The following is a 13,417-nucleotide window of genomic DNA, read 5'->3' on the forward strand; positions in this document are numbered from 1 at the left end:
GGCGATGAAGAATTGGCGACGTAGCGCGGCGCTGGCCGCAATGCCAGGGATAGAGCAACATCGCGTGCGAACGCCCTGGCGAGAGTTCTGGCGGCGTTTCCGCCGTCAGCCAGTGGCGATGGTCGCTGGCCTGTTTGTGGTTCTGCTTATCGTAGTAGCCTTTGTTGCGCCCTGGATAGCGCCTTTCGATGCAGAAAACTATTTCGATTACGATCGTTTAACGGAAGGGCCATCGGCAATGCACTGGTTCGGCGTGGATTCGCTGGGCCGCGATATTTTTAGTCGTGTGCTGCTGGGAACGCGGCTATCGCTGATTTCAGGCTTCTTTTCCGTGGCTATCGGTGCGGCGATCGGTACGCTGCTGGGGTTGCTGGCAGGCTATTATGAAGGCTGGTGGGACAGGATCATTATGCGCATCAGCGATGTGCTGTTCGCTTTCCCGGGGATTTTACTGGCCATCGCCGTAGTGGCGATTATGGGCAGCGGCATGGCTAATGTTGTCATTGCCGTAGCTATTTTCAGTATTCCCGCTTTTGCCCGCTTAGTGCGCGGCAACACGCTGGTATTGAAGCAGATGACCTATATTGAATCCGCAAGGAGCATTGGCGCTGGCGATATGACTATCATTCTGCGCCATATTTTGCCGGGCACGCTTTCTTCTATTGTGGTTTATTTCACCATGCGTATCGGCACCTCTATTATCACTGCCGCCAGCCTCTCTTTTCTGGGTCTGGGCGCGCAGCCGCCAACGCCGGAATGGGGCGCGATGTTAAACGAGGCGAGAGCAGATATGGTGATGGCGCCGCATGTGGCAATCTTCCCAAGCCTCGCCATCTTTCTTACCGTGCTGGCATTTAATCTGCTGGGCGACGGCCTGCGGGACGCGCTGGATCCCAAACTGAAAAGCTGACCATTGTCCTGCCGCGCTTTTTTTATTTCCTGTGCCAGACTTACTCTTTTATCCAGAGGGAGGTCTGGCCATGAAGGAGTTTGATTACCAGCAGGATTTTAAAACCACTGATTTTCGCCAACATCCTGAGCTTTATCAGGTAGGAAGAGGCGAGCAGGGCGTACTGATGGTCGAGCCTTATAAAGGTGAAATATTACCGCACTGGCGTTTTAAAACGCCGGCGATTGCGGAGGTCTCCGCAAAGAAAATTATGGAACTGTTTGAAGCGTATCGCGAGAAAGACGATTTTGTCGGTATGGATATGGCGCGTAAGTTTATTCAGATGGGCTATACCCGCGCCAGGCGCTACGCCAATCATAAAGGCGGCCGTAAGTATGATGAAGATCGTAACGTATTACCGTACCACGTTAATGAAGAGAAGGCCGCAGCCGCCGCAATCTTTAAAGGGTATTGGGATAAACTCCGTGAAGATGAAGATTATCTGAAGCGTAAAAAAGCGCATCAGGCTAAATACGGTTGAAGCGGAAGGCGGGAAATAAAAGGGCCGCGGTTAAGCGGCCTGTGATTATTACTTTTTCAATGCGGCTACATCGTCAGGCAGCATTTGCTCCTTCTGCGCGCCTGAGCCTGGTTTTGCCGGGCCGAGCAGCGGTTCCTGACCCAGAATTTCCGGCTTTTCTTTCGCGGTAAACTGGCCGACGCCGTCATAGGCCGGGCCTTCGCTCCAGCGGCCTTTCGGCAGCGGCTTATCCAGCGAGGTATTCAGGCAGTAGTAAGAGTGCTCGCTTGCCTCTTCCGACTGCGGGAAACTGTTTGGAATTGGCATGGAGGCGCCGATACCGCCCATATCCTCGATTACCGCCAGCCACTGCTGTTGGTGCATGGTATCGCGGGCAATCAGGAAGGAGAGGAAATCTTTCATCCCTTTATCTTCCGTCAGATTGTAGAGGCGTGTTGCCAGCACGCGTCCCGTAGCTTCTGCGGTAACGTTTGCCAGCATATCCGCCGCAACGTTGCCGGAAGCGTAGATATGGCTCATATCGAAAGCCATGCCGTTCGCGTTAACCGGCATGGCTGCCAGCCCGGAAGAAAGGATATGGCGTGGATTCATCCCGCCCAGAATCGCGTTAACTACCGGATCCTTTGCAGACTCTTCCTGATAAGAGAGCGGCGCACCTTCAAGGTTCAGCGCCACAGCGTGGCCCAGCATTTCGATATGGGCCAGCTCTTCAGTGGCCGTAGAAATCAGCAGATCTTTGATTCTTGGATCGCCGCGCATGCCCATTGCCTGAAAGAAGTATTGCATGGCAACACGTATTTCCCCTTCGACACCGCCGATGGCCTGCTGCAGAAGCATGGCAAACTCTGGATCGGGCTTGTCGACTTTTACCGGATATTGCAGTTTCGATGAATGATGAAACATGATTTCCTCCTGGTGGGTTACGTTAGTTATGCAACGCAATAAGCCTGGTTGAAATCGTTGAGATTGAAAGACTGACGCGAAAAATTCTCATTTCAGTCGGCTGAATAGCTGCAAAGAGAACGACACAGAGGGTACGGGAAGGGGAAAAGAACGCGCCAGGCGCTGTAGTAAAAAGAGACAAGAAAAATCGGAATGCTTTATAAAAATCACGTTAATTCAATCGATTACATTTTTCATTTAGAGATGGAAGCCCTTGCCAGGACGTGGTGGAAAGCCATCATCGTTCGGATTAATCGGATAATCCTTTTATAGTTACAACATGCTACTGGCAGGCCATTCCATGGCCGGGAAAAGACGTTTATGCCGCTGCGCCTTTTGCCTGGGTAGCAAGATGCGCCGCCCACAGGTTCGTGACCCACTTCACGCCTTTGGCCGTAAAGCGAGCCTGTGAAAATGCATGCAGATTTTCGCCCACGCTGGTACGCACCGTAAAATAGCCTGCCTGCACATGGTGCTGCTGCGGCATCAGCGCGCCGTTAGCACGGTACATAATATTGCGCTCGAACAAGAACTGACGGAAATCGGGTTCTTTGACCTTGAGCATTTTGCAGAGCTGGCGAAAGCCCAGCGAATCTTCAACCTGCACGAAACGGTCAAAGAACTCTGCCTTGGGGGCGAACAGGGCAAGCTGTTGCTCCGCAGCCTGACGCTGCTCAAACTGTTCGGCCCAGGCACGCGCCGCCGCGGCTGGATTGGTAAAATCCGGCAGGCGGGTGTTTCTCTCGCGCTCCTGCCAGCTATCCAGGGCCTGGGCAATGAAGGCTGGCGCAAGACGCGCTACCGCGAGCAGCGAATCGCGTTTGTTCAGGCAGTATTCCTGACGAGTCTCGCCATCACGTTCATAAACGCCAATCGTTAACGGCTGGGAAAGGCGCTGCGTGGTTTCCAGCGTTTTGATCAGCCGTTTTACTTCGCCATGCGGAATACCGGCCAGTTTCGCGATTTCCCGGCTGCTCATCGTGACCGATTGATTCAGCGAGCTGAAGTTTTCTGGCGAAATCATCATAGGTTTTACCCCCAAGCTTTTCAAAAGACACCCGAGCGGGCAGTAGAAATATTATACAACTGCCTGTTTAAATATCCAGTACTTTTTTTAAGCGATCGAGTTATCTGAATCCCTTACTAATTTTGATTTTTTGTAAAGGTAATCCGCCTGGCGCGCATCTCTGCCAGACTCTATCCAGCCGCTATTTTTCAGGAGAAAAAGCATGTCCCGACTGCTGCAAACCGTTCTGTTTGGCGTTTCGCTTGTTACCGCAGGCGCTGCTATCGCTGAAGAAGTTACCGTCACAGAATTACAAGAAGGGCTAAACCATCCCTGGGCCGTTGCCTTCCTGCCGGAAAACCAGGGATTGCTGATTAGCGAACGTGACGGCAAGCTTCGCTTGTGGCGAGAGGGCAAAGGGCTGTCTGCGCCTTTGGCTGGCGTGCCAAAGGTGTGGGCCGAACGTCAGGGCGGTCTGCTGGACGTAGCGCTGGCGCCTGATTTTGCGCAAAGCAGGCGCGTCTGGCTTAGCTACACCGAGGCGGACAGCAGCGGGAAAGCAGGCGCGGTGGTAGGTTACGGCACGTTAAATAACGCCAATAACGGTCTCGAAAACTTTCGGGTTGTGCTGCGCCAGCAACCAAAGCTTTCCAGCGGGGCCAATCTTGGTGCCAGACTGGCTTTCGACGATAAGGGTTATCTTTTTATCAGCTTTGGCGATAATTTCCAGGCCGCTACTGCACAGGATTTAACAAAGCTCACCGGCAAAATAGTGCGGTTGAAAGCGGACGGCAGCGTGCCTGAAGATAATCCCTTTGTGCATAAAAAGAACGCCAGACCGGAAATCTGGACATACGGCATGCGTAATCCACAAGGGCTGGCATTTAATCCCTGGACGAAGCAAATGTGGGAAAACGAACACGGCCCGCGCGGCGGCGATGAGGTGAATCTGTTGCGCAAGGGCGAAAATTACGGCTGGCCGCTGGCGACGTGGGGAATAGACTACAGCGGCGAAAAAGTACCGGGTTCACAGGGCGGTGAAGCAGCCGACACGCTACAGCCGCAGCTCTACTGGAAAGTTTCTCCGGCAGTAAGCGGGATGGCTTTCTACAATGGCGATCGCTTTCCACAATGGAAAAACTCGCTGTTTATCGGCGCCTTAAAAGATAAAAGCCTTATCCATTTAGGCGTTGACGGCGATAAAGTTGTAGAAAAATCCCGCCTGCTCAAAGACCGCGGCGAGCGTATCCGCGATGTGCGCACAGGCCCGGACGGCTACCTTTATGTACTGACGGATGAAGCCAACGGCAAGCTGCTCAGAGTCGGACTGAAATAAACCGGGCTTATTTTACCCAACGACAGATCTCCCAGCCGCGCTGCTGCGCAAGCTGATGTAGCGGCCCGGCTGGATTAACCACCGTCGCGCGGTCGGCCTGTTCCAGCATCGGCAAATCATCAACGGAATCGCTATAAGCCCAGGTTTGGTCAAACTGTGCAGGGTTCTGCGTTGCCAGCCAGTGCGTCAGCCTGCCCGCTTTGCTGCATGCGGTGCCGCAAATCAGACCGCTATAGCGATCGTCAACAATTTCTACCCCTACAGCCAGCGCGCCATGAGCGCCAAGCTGTTGCGCAATGGGCGCGGCCAGATGATCGCCGCCGCCAGAGACTACTATAACCCTGTCGCCGCGTTGCTGATGCCAGGTCACTCTTTCGCGAGCGGAAGGATAGACACGCGGCAAAATATCGCGCTGAATAAATCGCCTGACCCAGCCGGAAACGGTAAGCGTGCCCATACCAGCCAGCGGTGAGAGCGTGGCCTGCATATATTCCTCTGCCGACAGCAACCCCTGGCTGTAGCGGGCCATTAGCGCTCTTTCCTGTTCAACCAAAGAGGCCGGTGCATAGCCCTGCGAAACCAGCCAGCGCGACCAGAGGCTGGCGCTGTCCTCGCAAATAAGCGTTTCATCAAGATCGAACAGCGCTAAATCCATGGTTATAACTCCACTGAGAGACTCTGTTCAGATTAGCGGACTTTTATGACCGTCCTGATAGCGTGTTTAAAAATCGGAATAACACCTGTTGGTCGGGATTAAATTTCTCTAATAACTTTTAAGAAACTTTACGGAATCGCGGTTCTTTTTCCGCGTTATAAAGGATAGCGTAAGGGACGCTGATTCCGCCCCGCTATAAATTTATTATCTTTCATAAGGATATCTGAAACCCGCCATGAAGATTTTGCCTTCCTCCGCCACGCTTTCCCTGCTATTGCTTTTTACCTCTTTCGCTGGTCAGGCCGAAGAAGCGCCTCCACCGCCGCAGATAGAGGCTAAGGCATGGATCCTGATGGATTACCAGAGCGGAAAAGTGCTGGCAGCGTTTAATGAGGATGAGCGCCTCGATCCGGCCAGCCTGACCAAGATCATGGCCAGCTATGTTATCGGCCAGGCGATGAAAGCCGGCAAAATTCATAACGACGACCTGGTCACCGTTGGTAAAGACGCCTGGGCCACCGGTAATCCGTTACTGAAGGGATCCTCGCTGATGTTCTTAAAGCCCGGTGACCGTATTCCGGTTTCCGAGCTGAATAAGGGTGTGGTGATCCAGTCCGGCAACGATGCCAGTATCGCTCTGGCAGACTATGTGGCAGGCAGCCAGGATTCCTTTGTAGGGTTAATGAACAGCTACGTAAAAGTGCTTGGGTTAAAGAATACTCATTTTAAGACCGTACATGGTCTTGATGCTAATGGGCAGTACAGCACCGCGCGGGATATGGCGCTGCTTGGGCAGGCATTAATCCACGATGTACCGGAAGAGTACGCGCTGCACAAAGAAAAGGAGTTTACTTTTAATAAGATAAAACAGTACAACCGCAACCGCCTGTTGTGGAGCAGTAACCTGAATGTCGACGGCATCAAAACCGGCCATACCGCAGGCGCGGGCAATAACCTGGTGGCTTCGGCGACTGCGGGCGATCAGCGGCTGATTTCCGTAGTATTGGGCGCCGCCACGGATGCCATCCGTTTTCGTGAAAGCGAAAAATTGCTGACCTGGGGCTTTCGCTTTTATGAAACGACAACGCCAATAAAAGCTGGTCAGCCATTCGCTACGCAAAGGGTCTGGTTTGGCGACAAAAAGGAAGTGAAGCTGGGCGTAGCGCAGGATGCCGCCATTACGCTACCAAAAGACCAGGTAAAAGCGCTTAAGGCGAGCTTTACGCTGAACCAGCCTCAGCTGACCGCGCCGCTAAACAAAAATCAGGTTGTCGGCACCATCAACTTTCAGCTGGATGGCAAAACCGTTGAGCAGCGGCCGCTGGTGGTAATGGAAGAGGTCAAAGAGGGCGGTTTCTTTAGCCGCATCGGCGATTTTGTCATGATGAAGCTAAATGGCTGGTTTGCTAAGTGGTTTAGTTAAGGCAGAAACCTGAAGGGGTACGGTGACCGCGCCATCCGTGGCGCGTGGATTGTTCAGAACAGATCGTAAGCGATAGCGGATATCGCCACCAGTCCAACCAGCACCACGAAAACATTGCTGATTTTGCCGCTGTACTGACGCATCGAAGGCACTTTATTAATGGCGTACATCGGCATCAGGAACAGCAGAACGGCGATAACCGGCCCGCCCAGCGTCTCGATTAAACCCAAAATGCTGGGGTTTTGCGTTGCGACAAACCAGGTGGTCAGGAACATAAAGATCGCCGTGATTCGGTTCAGCTTGCTTTCCGCTGGCGGATTGCGCAGCGTTCTGGCGATCAGACCGTTAAAGCCTTCCCTCGCGCCCAGGTAGTGACCCAAAAAGGATTTGGTGATGGCGACCATAGCGATCAGCGGCGCCAGCCAGGCCATCAGCGGCGTATCAAAATGGTTAGCGAGATAGGAAAGAATCGAAATATTCTGCACTTTCGCTTCCGCCAGGTTTTCCGGCGACAGGCAAAGCACGCAGCTGAACACGAAAAACATGACCGTTACCACCATCATCAGGTGGCTGCGGGCCAGAATGCGCGAGCATTTCTCCGCGGCTTTATCGCCATATTCCTGACGCTTCGCCACGGCGAAAGCAGAGATAATCGGCGAGTGGTTAAAAGAGAACACCATTACCGGGATTGCCAGCCAGAGCGTCATCCACAGGCCTTTGCCGCTGCTGTCTACATGCTGGAAAATCGTCGTGTTCCAGTGCGGGATCAGATAGAGCGCCAGCGCCATCAGCACAAAAACAAAGGGATAAACCAGCATGCTCATGGTCTTAACGATCATCTCCTTGCCGAAACGGACGATGCTCATCAGGCCTGCGATTAAAATCAGCGACAGCAGCGCTCGTGGCGGCGCTTCTAAGTGCAGCTGGTGAGTGATAAAACTTTCTACCGTATTGGTTATCGCCACGCTGTAGACCAGCAGGATAGGGTAAATCGCAAAAAAGTAGAGCAGAGTAAGCAGAGTTCCGGCGCCCGCGCCGAAATGCTCTTCTACTACCCCGGTAATGTCGCGCTCTCCGCGCCCTGAAAGCACAAATCGGCACAGGCCGCGATGGGCGAAGAAAGTCATGGGGAAAGCGAGGATCGCCATAATAATCAGCGGAATGAGCCCGCCAATACCGGCATTAATCGGTAAAAACAGCACGCCCGCACCGATAGCGGTGCCGTACAGGCCAAGCATCCAGACGGTATCGCTTTTACGCCACTCTGCCGCTTCTGTCGGCGACAGCGGCACCGTTTTGGTTGACTCCATTAACAATCTCCCGGTTGAAAATAATAAATTAAATAATCTGCCGCAGGAAAAGCCTGCCCGGCAAAGATTATTTAATTAACTACTCTGGCTGTGGCGAGCAACACTCTACCATCAGAATTGGAAGAAGAAAGAAGAAAATACGGCTTTATTAGACCCGGGCATCATATTTAAAAGGGATTTTACAGGATGTTAAACTGAATGAAATATTTATCATGGAGGAAAAATCTGGCGAAATGGTCTTAATCCAGTCAGATAAGCCATGTTTGCACCCTGTTTGATTGCGTGAATAATGTGCAGGCCAAAACCGTGTCTTTTCTATCTTATTGATATTTGTAATTTATTTTATACAAGCGCCTACTGGCTGGGCTATTTTTATTTGGTTGCGCAACAGGCGAATAATAACCACTAATTATTTAGCCCGGTTGCGCAAACAGGTTTGATGCGAATTATCTGAATAGAAAATTATTGCACATCAATCATCTGGTTATTATTCACGCACCCAGCCTTTACGAATAGGAAAAGCAAACAGCAGGCGGTAAAGCACGGAAATATTGTTTAACAGACGCTGCCCGCAGAAGTGCCATGCAACCTGGGCCGCCAGACAGGAAAGCATGCCAAGCAGCAAACCGCCCAGCATATCCATCGGCCAGTGCACGCCAAGGAAAATACGCGACCAGGCGATAGCCAGTCCGACAGCCAGCAGCACTATGCCTGACCAGATGCGGTGCCAGCATAAGAAAGCGATAGCAAAAGTGAAAATAATGGTGCCGTGATTGCTGGGATAGGATTCGGTGGCGTCATGCGCCAGAAACTGATGGCCAACACCCATCACAAAAGGGCGAGGATGAGGATAAACGCTGCCGATAAGCCAGGAAACGGTCAGCGCTCCGCCCAGGGCAATGGCGGTTTTTAATACCAGACGGCGCTGCGAACCAAGCTGATGTTCCGGGCCCCACAGCCATAGCGCGACGATCAGCACAGGCACGACGGTAATCAGATCGCGGGCCGTAAGCGTCGCCAGCGAAATCAGCCAGGAGGGCGTTTCGGGCGTGGCGTTAATCCAGAGAAACAGCGATCGGTTCAGCGCTTCCAGCATATTATTTCCTCATCTTGTTCAGCAGGCAGACAGTTACCTGAAAGTGAAAACGGGCCGGATCGGGCCGACCGGAGCAGAGCCAGGGAGTCGCGGTGCCCGTCTGGCGGGATGACAAAGGCGCTCCCTGTCTGTCAGCGGGATAAAGTAGAAGCGAGTAAACAAAAGATAAATAGTCTCGTTCTTAATTGAGAAAGCGGTTGTCGTTTCGTTAAGGTTTAAGGATGAAAAAAACGGCGGGAAGCGATAAGCGTGGAAAGCGCAAAGAAAAAAACCCGTCAATCAAAAGATTAACGGGCTCCACAATCCGGGGATTTCAAAGAAAAGCAGTGGCATTAATTATGACTGCGGGCGGCGATAAAAGTTCGCACGCCAGCAGAAATTATTTTAACCGCCCGCCATTGGCCAGATTAAGACGATCAAAGTACCGGCCAGAGTCAGCAGCACGTTGGCAATAGCATAGGTGCCAGCGTAGCCCAGCGCCGGAATATTACTACGCGCCGTATCGCTGATTATCTCCATGGCTGGCGCACAGGTTCGCGCGCCCATAATGGCGCCAAACAACAGGGCGCGGTTCATTTTTAATACCCAGGCGCCGAAGACAAAGCTGATCACGACCGGCAGTAAGCTGACGGTCAGCCCGGCGGCCAGCATCAGCAGTCCGGTATCGCCCATACCCTGTGAAAGTCCGCTGCCCGCGCTGAGGCCCACGCCCGCCATAAATACCATCAGGCCAAACTCTTTCACCATGGTCAGTGCGCCCTGGGGAATATAGCCAAAGGTTGGGTGGTTAGCGCGCAGGAAGCCCAGCATAATACCGGCGAACAGCAAACCGGCCGCGTTGCCGACGCTAAAGCTGAAGCGGCTGAACTGGAAGGTAATCATGCCCACCATCAACCCAATAATAAAGAAGGCGCAGAAAGCCAACAGATCGCTGACCTGGCTATGAATAGAGATAAAACCGATGCGATCGGCTACCGATTTTACCCGTCGCGCCTCGCCGCTGATCTGCAGCACATCGCCTTTGTTCAGGATAATGCTGTCATCAATCGGCATTTCGATCTGGCTGCGGATAACACGGTTAAGAAAGCAGCCGTGATCGGTCAGCTTAAGCTGGCTGAGACGCCGGTTAACGGCATTGTTGTTTTTTACCACTATCTCTTCGGTAATGATGCGCATATCCAGCAGATCGCGGTCAAATACCTCTTTACCGTTGCGGAAGCTGGGGTCAAGGCGTGAATGCGCATCCGGGTAGCCAACCAGCGAAATCTCATCGCCCTGTTGCAATACCGCATCGCCATCCGGGTTAGCCAAAATGCCGTTGCGGCGAATACGTTCTATATAACAGCCTGTCTGACGATAAATGCCCAACTCGCGCAGGTTTTTGCCATCGATCCAGGCCACCAGCTCTGGCCCGACGCGATAGGCACGGATAACCGGCAGATAAACCTTACGCTGCTCAGCATCCAGGCCACGTTCCCGAGCGATTTGCTGCGCGCTGGTGGGCAAATCCTGATGTTGAAGTTTAGGAAGATAGCGTGCGCCGAAGATAAGGCTAACCAGACCGATTAGATAGGTCAGCGCATAGCCCAGGCTGAGATTGCTTTGCGCCTGGCTCAGCACCGCGCCGCTGGCATAGGTATGCCTTAGCGTATCGCCAGCGCCGACCAGCACCGGGGTAGAGGTCATCGAGCCCGCCAGCATGCCCGCCGTCAGGCCGATATCCCAGCCGAACAGCTTGCCCAGCCCCAGCGCGATCAGCACGGCGCTGCTGACCATGACCAGCGCCAGCATCAGATAATTTTTACCGTCGCGAAAGAAAATTGAAAAAAAATTAGGCCCGGCTTCCACACCCACGCAAAAAATAAATAACATAAAGCCCAGATTAAGCGCGTTGGGATTAATAGCGAAATGCTGCTGGCCAAGCAGAAGCGAAACAACTAAAACGCCAATAGAATTACCCAGTTGGACCGAACCCAGTCGTAATTTACCCAGGCATAACCCCAGCGCCAGTACGACGAATAATAACAGAATGTCATTTCCACTTAACAAATCTGCGACGTTTATATTCACGGTTTAACTTCTTGTTTACTAGTAAGATGTTGAAATAAAGGGTGTTTTGCGCTAAATTTATTGCACTGCCAGCAGAGCAGCGGCAACATTCAGGGTTTTCCACGAATTACAGCCCAGCGCCAGATAAAACGGCCGCCATTTTAATCGCTTCACGCTTTTTCAGCCAGCAAAAGCCACGGCTTTTTGGTTATTGATAACGGGGAAAGTCGGCCTAAGACCATTCTGGCCAGGTGATAACGTCAATTACCGAGAGAAGATCCTATTATGTTTAAGGGTATGTCCTGGACAAGCGTAGCCATTAGTTTTGTACTCTACAGCCTCGTTTTCCTGGCGGTACGTTACGGTATGGTTATCGAAGGAACGGCCTGGGCGCAGGCAAGACCGGGTTTGCTGATGTTTACGCTGCCTGGCGCTATCGCGGCGCTGACTTCAAAAGATCACCCGCTAACGATCGCTTTGCTGGGTGCTCTCCTGGCTACGCCGTTCTGCCTGATTTTTCTTCATTACTATTCGCTGCACTACGGTGCGCTTTTGCAGGAGCTGGCTTTCGACACCAGCGCCATTTTTTGGTGCGGGTCCGGCGCGCTTGGCGTTATGCTCTGCCGCACGCTGTTCTGGCATTCTCATAGTTAAATGCCCGTCCAGCATGGGTTATGCAAAAAAAAAAGAGGACCGCCAGGCGATCCTCTTTTTTGCAACCCGAAATGCTTACTGGAACAGGCCCAGGTTTTCTTTTGCGTAGGCTTCGAAATCAGTGCAGCCGCCAATGTGGTTCTGGTCGAGGAAAATCTGCGGAACGGTTTCAACAGGTTTACCTACGGTTTTTTCCAGGTCGGCTTTGGTAATGCCTTCAGCGTGGATATCCACATAGCGGAAGTTAAAGTCTTCACGCTCTTCGGTCAGCTTCTCAGCCAGTTCTTTCGCGCGGACACAATAAGGACAGCCAGGACGTCCAAAAATTACAGCAAACATAGGGTTCTCCTCAAAGGCCAAATTTTGTGTGATGTACATCACAACTTATCACGTAATGGCGCTTATGATGCCCGCTTCCGCCGGTGAAAGAAAGAAGGAATTGCCTGTCGCTCTAATTCGTTTCATCTATAGAGTGAAAAGCGTTTAAGCTTTAATAATCCTGCCATTTTACTTAAGGAGCCGTTATGCGCGCTTTTACCTTTAGCGGCATGCCCAAAGCGGTGCTGGTGGCGGAAGCGCTGGGAGGAATTATACTGCTGCTCTCTTACTTCGCGCTTCATCAAATGCTACCCTTGCCCGCATCTTTTTCTGGCCCGGCCGCCGCCACCATCCTGCTTATCGTTGGTATTGCTCTGATGCTGCCCGCCGCTGCCGTAATGATGTGGCGTACGGCCAAAGCGATGGCGCCGGAGCTATTTAACGTGTCTGACAGGCACAAACCAGGAGAAAAGCATGACGCCGACCATTGAGCTACTTTGCGCTCACCGATCCATTCGATCTTTTACCGACCAGCCTGTCGGTGAGGCTGAAAGAGAGGCGATTATCGCCGCGGCCCAGTCCGCTTCCAGCTCCAGTTTTCTGCAATGTTCTTCTATTATTCGCGTTACCGATAAAGCGAAGCGCGAGCAGCTGGTCGGCCTGACCGGCGGACAAAAATATGTTGCTCAGGCCGCCGAGTTTTGGGTGTTCTGTGCGGATTTTAATCGCCATCTGCAGATTTGCCCCGAAGCACAGCTGGGTCTGGCAGAACAGCTACTGTTAGGCTGCGTGGATACCGCGCTGATGGGACAAAACGCGATGGTAGCCGCAGAGTCATTAGGGTTGGGCGGCGTCTATATTGGCGGTATCCGCAACGGTATCGAGGAAGTAACCGAACTGCTGGGCCTGCCAAAATTTGTGCTGCCGCTGTTTGGTCTTTGTCTGGGCTGGCCAGCGCAAACGCCGCAGCTGAAGCCGCGTATGCCCGCCGCTATGCTGGTGCATGAGAACAGCTACCAGCCGATTGCGCCAGAAACGCTGGCCGCCTACGACGCGCAGCACGAAGAATATTATCTGACGCGGGAAAGCAACGCACGGCGCGAAAGCTGGAGCGAGCATATTCAAAAAACCATTATCAAAGAAAGTCGGCCTTTTATGCTGGACTACCTGCATAAGCAAGGCTGGGCCACACGATAAA

General features: G+C 52.6%; 14 protein-coding genes. 7 read left to right on the forward strand and 7 right to left on the reverse strand.

Annotated elements, in window-relative coordinates; translation table 11 throughout:
* Positions 1-4 precede the first annotated feature (4 nt).
* Positions 5-910, forward strand: coding sequence for a glutathione ABC transporter permease GsiD (gsiD, locus tag ACETPC_RS11065; protein ID WP_380181328.1), 906 nt, complete (start codon positions 5-7; stop codon positions 908-910).
* 70 nt (positions 911-980) lie between these two features.
* Positions 981-1,430: a DUF4385 domain-containing protein gene (locus tag ACETPC_RS11070; protein WP_380181330.1), complete on the forward strand. Its 450-nt coding sequence runs from the start codon at positions 981-983 to the stop codon at positions 1,428-1,430.
* Positions 1,431-1,478: 48 nt separating this feature from the next.
* On the opposite strand, the gene ACETPC_RS11075 is transcribed toward ACETPC_RS11070, so the two are convergent.
* Both ACETPC_RS11075 and ACETPC_RS11080 read right to left on the reverse strand, forming a co-directional pair.
* Entirely contained in the window at positions 1,479-2,333 is an 855-nt protein-coding gene (locus tag ACETPC_RS11075) for a manganese catalase family protein (RefSeq protein WP_380181332.1), read from the reverse strand.
* Positions 2,334-2,691: 358 nt separating this feature from the next.
* Positions 2,692-3,399: a phage antirepressor KilAC domain-containing protein gene (locus ACETPC_RS11080; protein WP_380181334.1), complete on the reverse strand. Its 708-nt coding sequence runs from the start codon at positions 3,397-3,399 to the stop codon at positions 2,692-2,694.
* A 202-nt stretch (positions 3,400-3,601) separates the two neighbouring features.
* On the opposite strand from ACETPC_RS11080, the gene ACETPC_RS11085 reads away from it, so the two are divergent.
* Positions 3,602-4,714 (forward strand): PQQ-dependent sugar dehydrogenase, encoded by a 1,113-nt coding sequence (locus ACETPC_RS11085; protein WP_380181336.1) that lies wholly within the window; start codon positions 3,602-3,604, stop codon positions 4,712-4,714.
* Between the two features lie 7 nt (positions 4,715-4,721).
* On the opposite strand, the gene ACETPC_RS11090 is transcribed toward ACETPC_RS11085, so the two are convergent.
* On the reverse strand, positions 4,722-5,369 hold the full coding sequence (locus ACETPC_RS11090) for an HAD family hydrolase (protein WP_380181338.1): 648 nt from the start codon (positions 5,367-5,369) through the stop codon (positions 4,722-4,724).
* Between the two features lie 235 nt (positions 5,370-5,604).
* Between ACETPC_RS11090 and ACETPC_RS11095 the strand changes: the two genes are divergently transcribed.
* A complete protein-coding gene (locus ACETPC_RS11095; RefSeq protein WP_380181340.1) occupies positions 5,605-6,792 on the forward strand; it encodes a serine hydrolase in 1,188 nt (395 codons plus the stop codon).
* Between the two features lie 53 nt (positions 6,793-6,845).
* Here the strand turns inward: ACETPC_RS11095 and ACETPC_RS11100 are convergent, their stop codons facing one another.
* The 3 genes from ACETPC_RS11100 to ACETPC_RS11110 form a co-directional block, all read right to left on the reverse strand.
* A complete protein-coding gene (locus ACETPC_RS11100; protein ID WP_380181342.1) occupies positions 6,846-8,102 on the reverse strand; it encodes an HAAAP family serine/threonine permease in 1,257 nt (418 codons plus the stop codon).
* Positions 8,103-8,589: 487 nt separating this feature from the next.
* On the reverse strand, positions 8,590-9,195 hold the full coding sequence (gene ybjG, locus ACETPC_RS11105; RefSeq protein WP_380181734.1) for an undecaprenyl-diphosphate phosphatase: 606 nt from the start codon (positions 9,193-9,195) through the stop codon (positions 8,590-8,592).
* Between the two features lie 387 nt (positions 9,196-9,582).
* Positions 9,583-11,268 carry an aspartate:alanine antiporter gene (locus ACETPC_RS11110; RefSeq protein ID WP_380181344.1) on the reverse strand — a complete coding sequence of 562 codons (1,686 nt, stop codon included), beginning with the start codon at positions 11,266-11,268 and terminating at the stop codon, positions 9,583-9,585.
* Between the two features lie 264 nt (positions 11,269-11,532).
* Between ACETPC_RS11110 and ybjM the strand changes: the two genes are divergently transcribed.
* A complete protein-coding gene (ybjM, locus tag ACETPC_RS11115; RefSeq protein WP_380181346.1) occupies positions 11,533-11,901 on the forward strand; it encodes an inner membrane protein YbjM in 369 nt (122 codons plus the stop codon).
* A gap of 75 nt (positions 11,902-11,976) precedes the next feature.
* Here ybjM and ACETPC_RS11120 read toward each other — a convergent pair whose 3' ends face one another.
* The gene (locus tag ACETPC_RS11120; protein ID WP_147196543.1) at positions 11,977-12,240 is read right to left on the reverse strand and encodes a GrxA family glutaredoxin; all 264 of its coding nucleotides are present in this window, start codon (positions 12,238-12,240) and stop codon (positions 11,977-11,979) included.
* A gap of 185 nt (positions 12,241-12,425) precedes the next feature.
* Here ACETPC_RS11120 and ACETPC_RS11125 point away from each other — a divergent pair, with 185 nt between their 5' ends.
* The gene (locus tag ACETPC_RS11125) at positions 12,426-12,710 is read left to right on the forward strand and encodes a YbjC family protein (RefSeq protein ID WP_380181348.1); all 285 of its coding nucleotides are present in this window, start codon (positions 12,426-12,428) and stop codon (positions 12,708-12,710) included.
* On the forward strand, positions 12,694-13,416 hold the full coding sequence (gene nfsA / locus ACETPC_RS11130; RefSeq protein WP_380181350.1) for an oxygen-insensitive NADPH nitroreductase: 723 nt from the start codon (positions 12,694-12,696) through the stop codon (positions 13,414-13,416). The genes ACETPC_RS11125 and nfsA overlap by 17 nt, the downstream gene beginning before the upstream one ends.
* Position 13,417 lies beyond the last annotated feature (1 nt).

Origin of the sequence: Pantoea sp. sgz302252 (assembly GCF_042610525.1) — a bacterium.
In the GTDB taxonomy this organism is placed as follows: domain Bacteria; phylum Pseudomonadota; class Gammaproteobacteria; order Enterobacterales; family Enterobacteriaceae; genus Erwinia.

Coding starts and splice junctions, on each gene's coding strand:
- gsiD (WP_380181328.1), top strand. CDS start 5: ATGAAGAATTGGCGACGTAGCGCGGCGCTGGCCGCAATGCCAGGGATA.
- ACETPC_RS11070 (WP_380181330.1), top strand. CDS start 981: ATGAAGGAGTTTGATTACCAGCAGGATTTTAAAACCACTGATTTTCGC.
- ACETPC_RS11075 (WP_380181332.1), bottom strand. CDS start 2,333: ATGTTTCATCATTCATCGAAACTGCAATATCCGGTAAAAGTCGACAAG.
- ACETPC_RS11080 (WP_380181334.1), bottom strand. CDS start 3,399: ATGATGATTTCGCCAGAAAACTTCAGCTCGCTGAATCAATCGGTCACG.
- ACETPC_RS11085 (WP_380181336.1), top strand. CDS start 3,602: ATGTCCCGACTGCTGCAAACCGTTCTGTTTGGCGTTTCGCTTGTTACC.
- ACETPC_RS11090 (WP_380181338.1), bottom strand. CDS start 5,369: ATGGATTTAGCGCTGTTCGATCTTGATGAAACGCTTATTTGCGAGGAC.
- ACETPC_RS11095 (WP_380181340.1), top strand. CDS start 5,605: ATGAAGATTTTGCCTTCCTCCGCCACGCTTTCCCTGCTATTGCTTTTT.
- ACETPC_RS11100 (WP_380181342.1), bottom strand. CDS start 8,102: ATGGAGTCAACCAAAACGGTGCCGCTGTCGCCGACAGAAGCGGCAGAG.
- ybjM (WP_380181346.1), top strand. CDS start 11,533: ATGTTTAAGGGTATGTCCTGGACAAGCGTAGCCATTAGTTTTGTACTC.
- ACETPC_RS11120 (WP_147196543.1), bottom strand. CDS start 12,240: ATGTTTGCTGTAATTTTTGGACGTCCTGGCTGTCCTTATTGTGTCCGC.
- ACETPC_RS11125 (WP_380181348.1), top strand. CDS start 12,426: ATGCGCGCTTTTACCTTTAGCGGCATGCCCAAAGCGGTGCTGGTGGCG.
- nfsA (WP_380181350.1), top strand. CDS start 12,694: ATGACGCCGACCATTGAGCTACTTTGCGCTCACCGATCCATTCGATCT.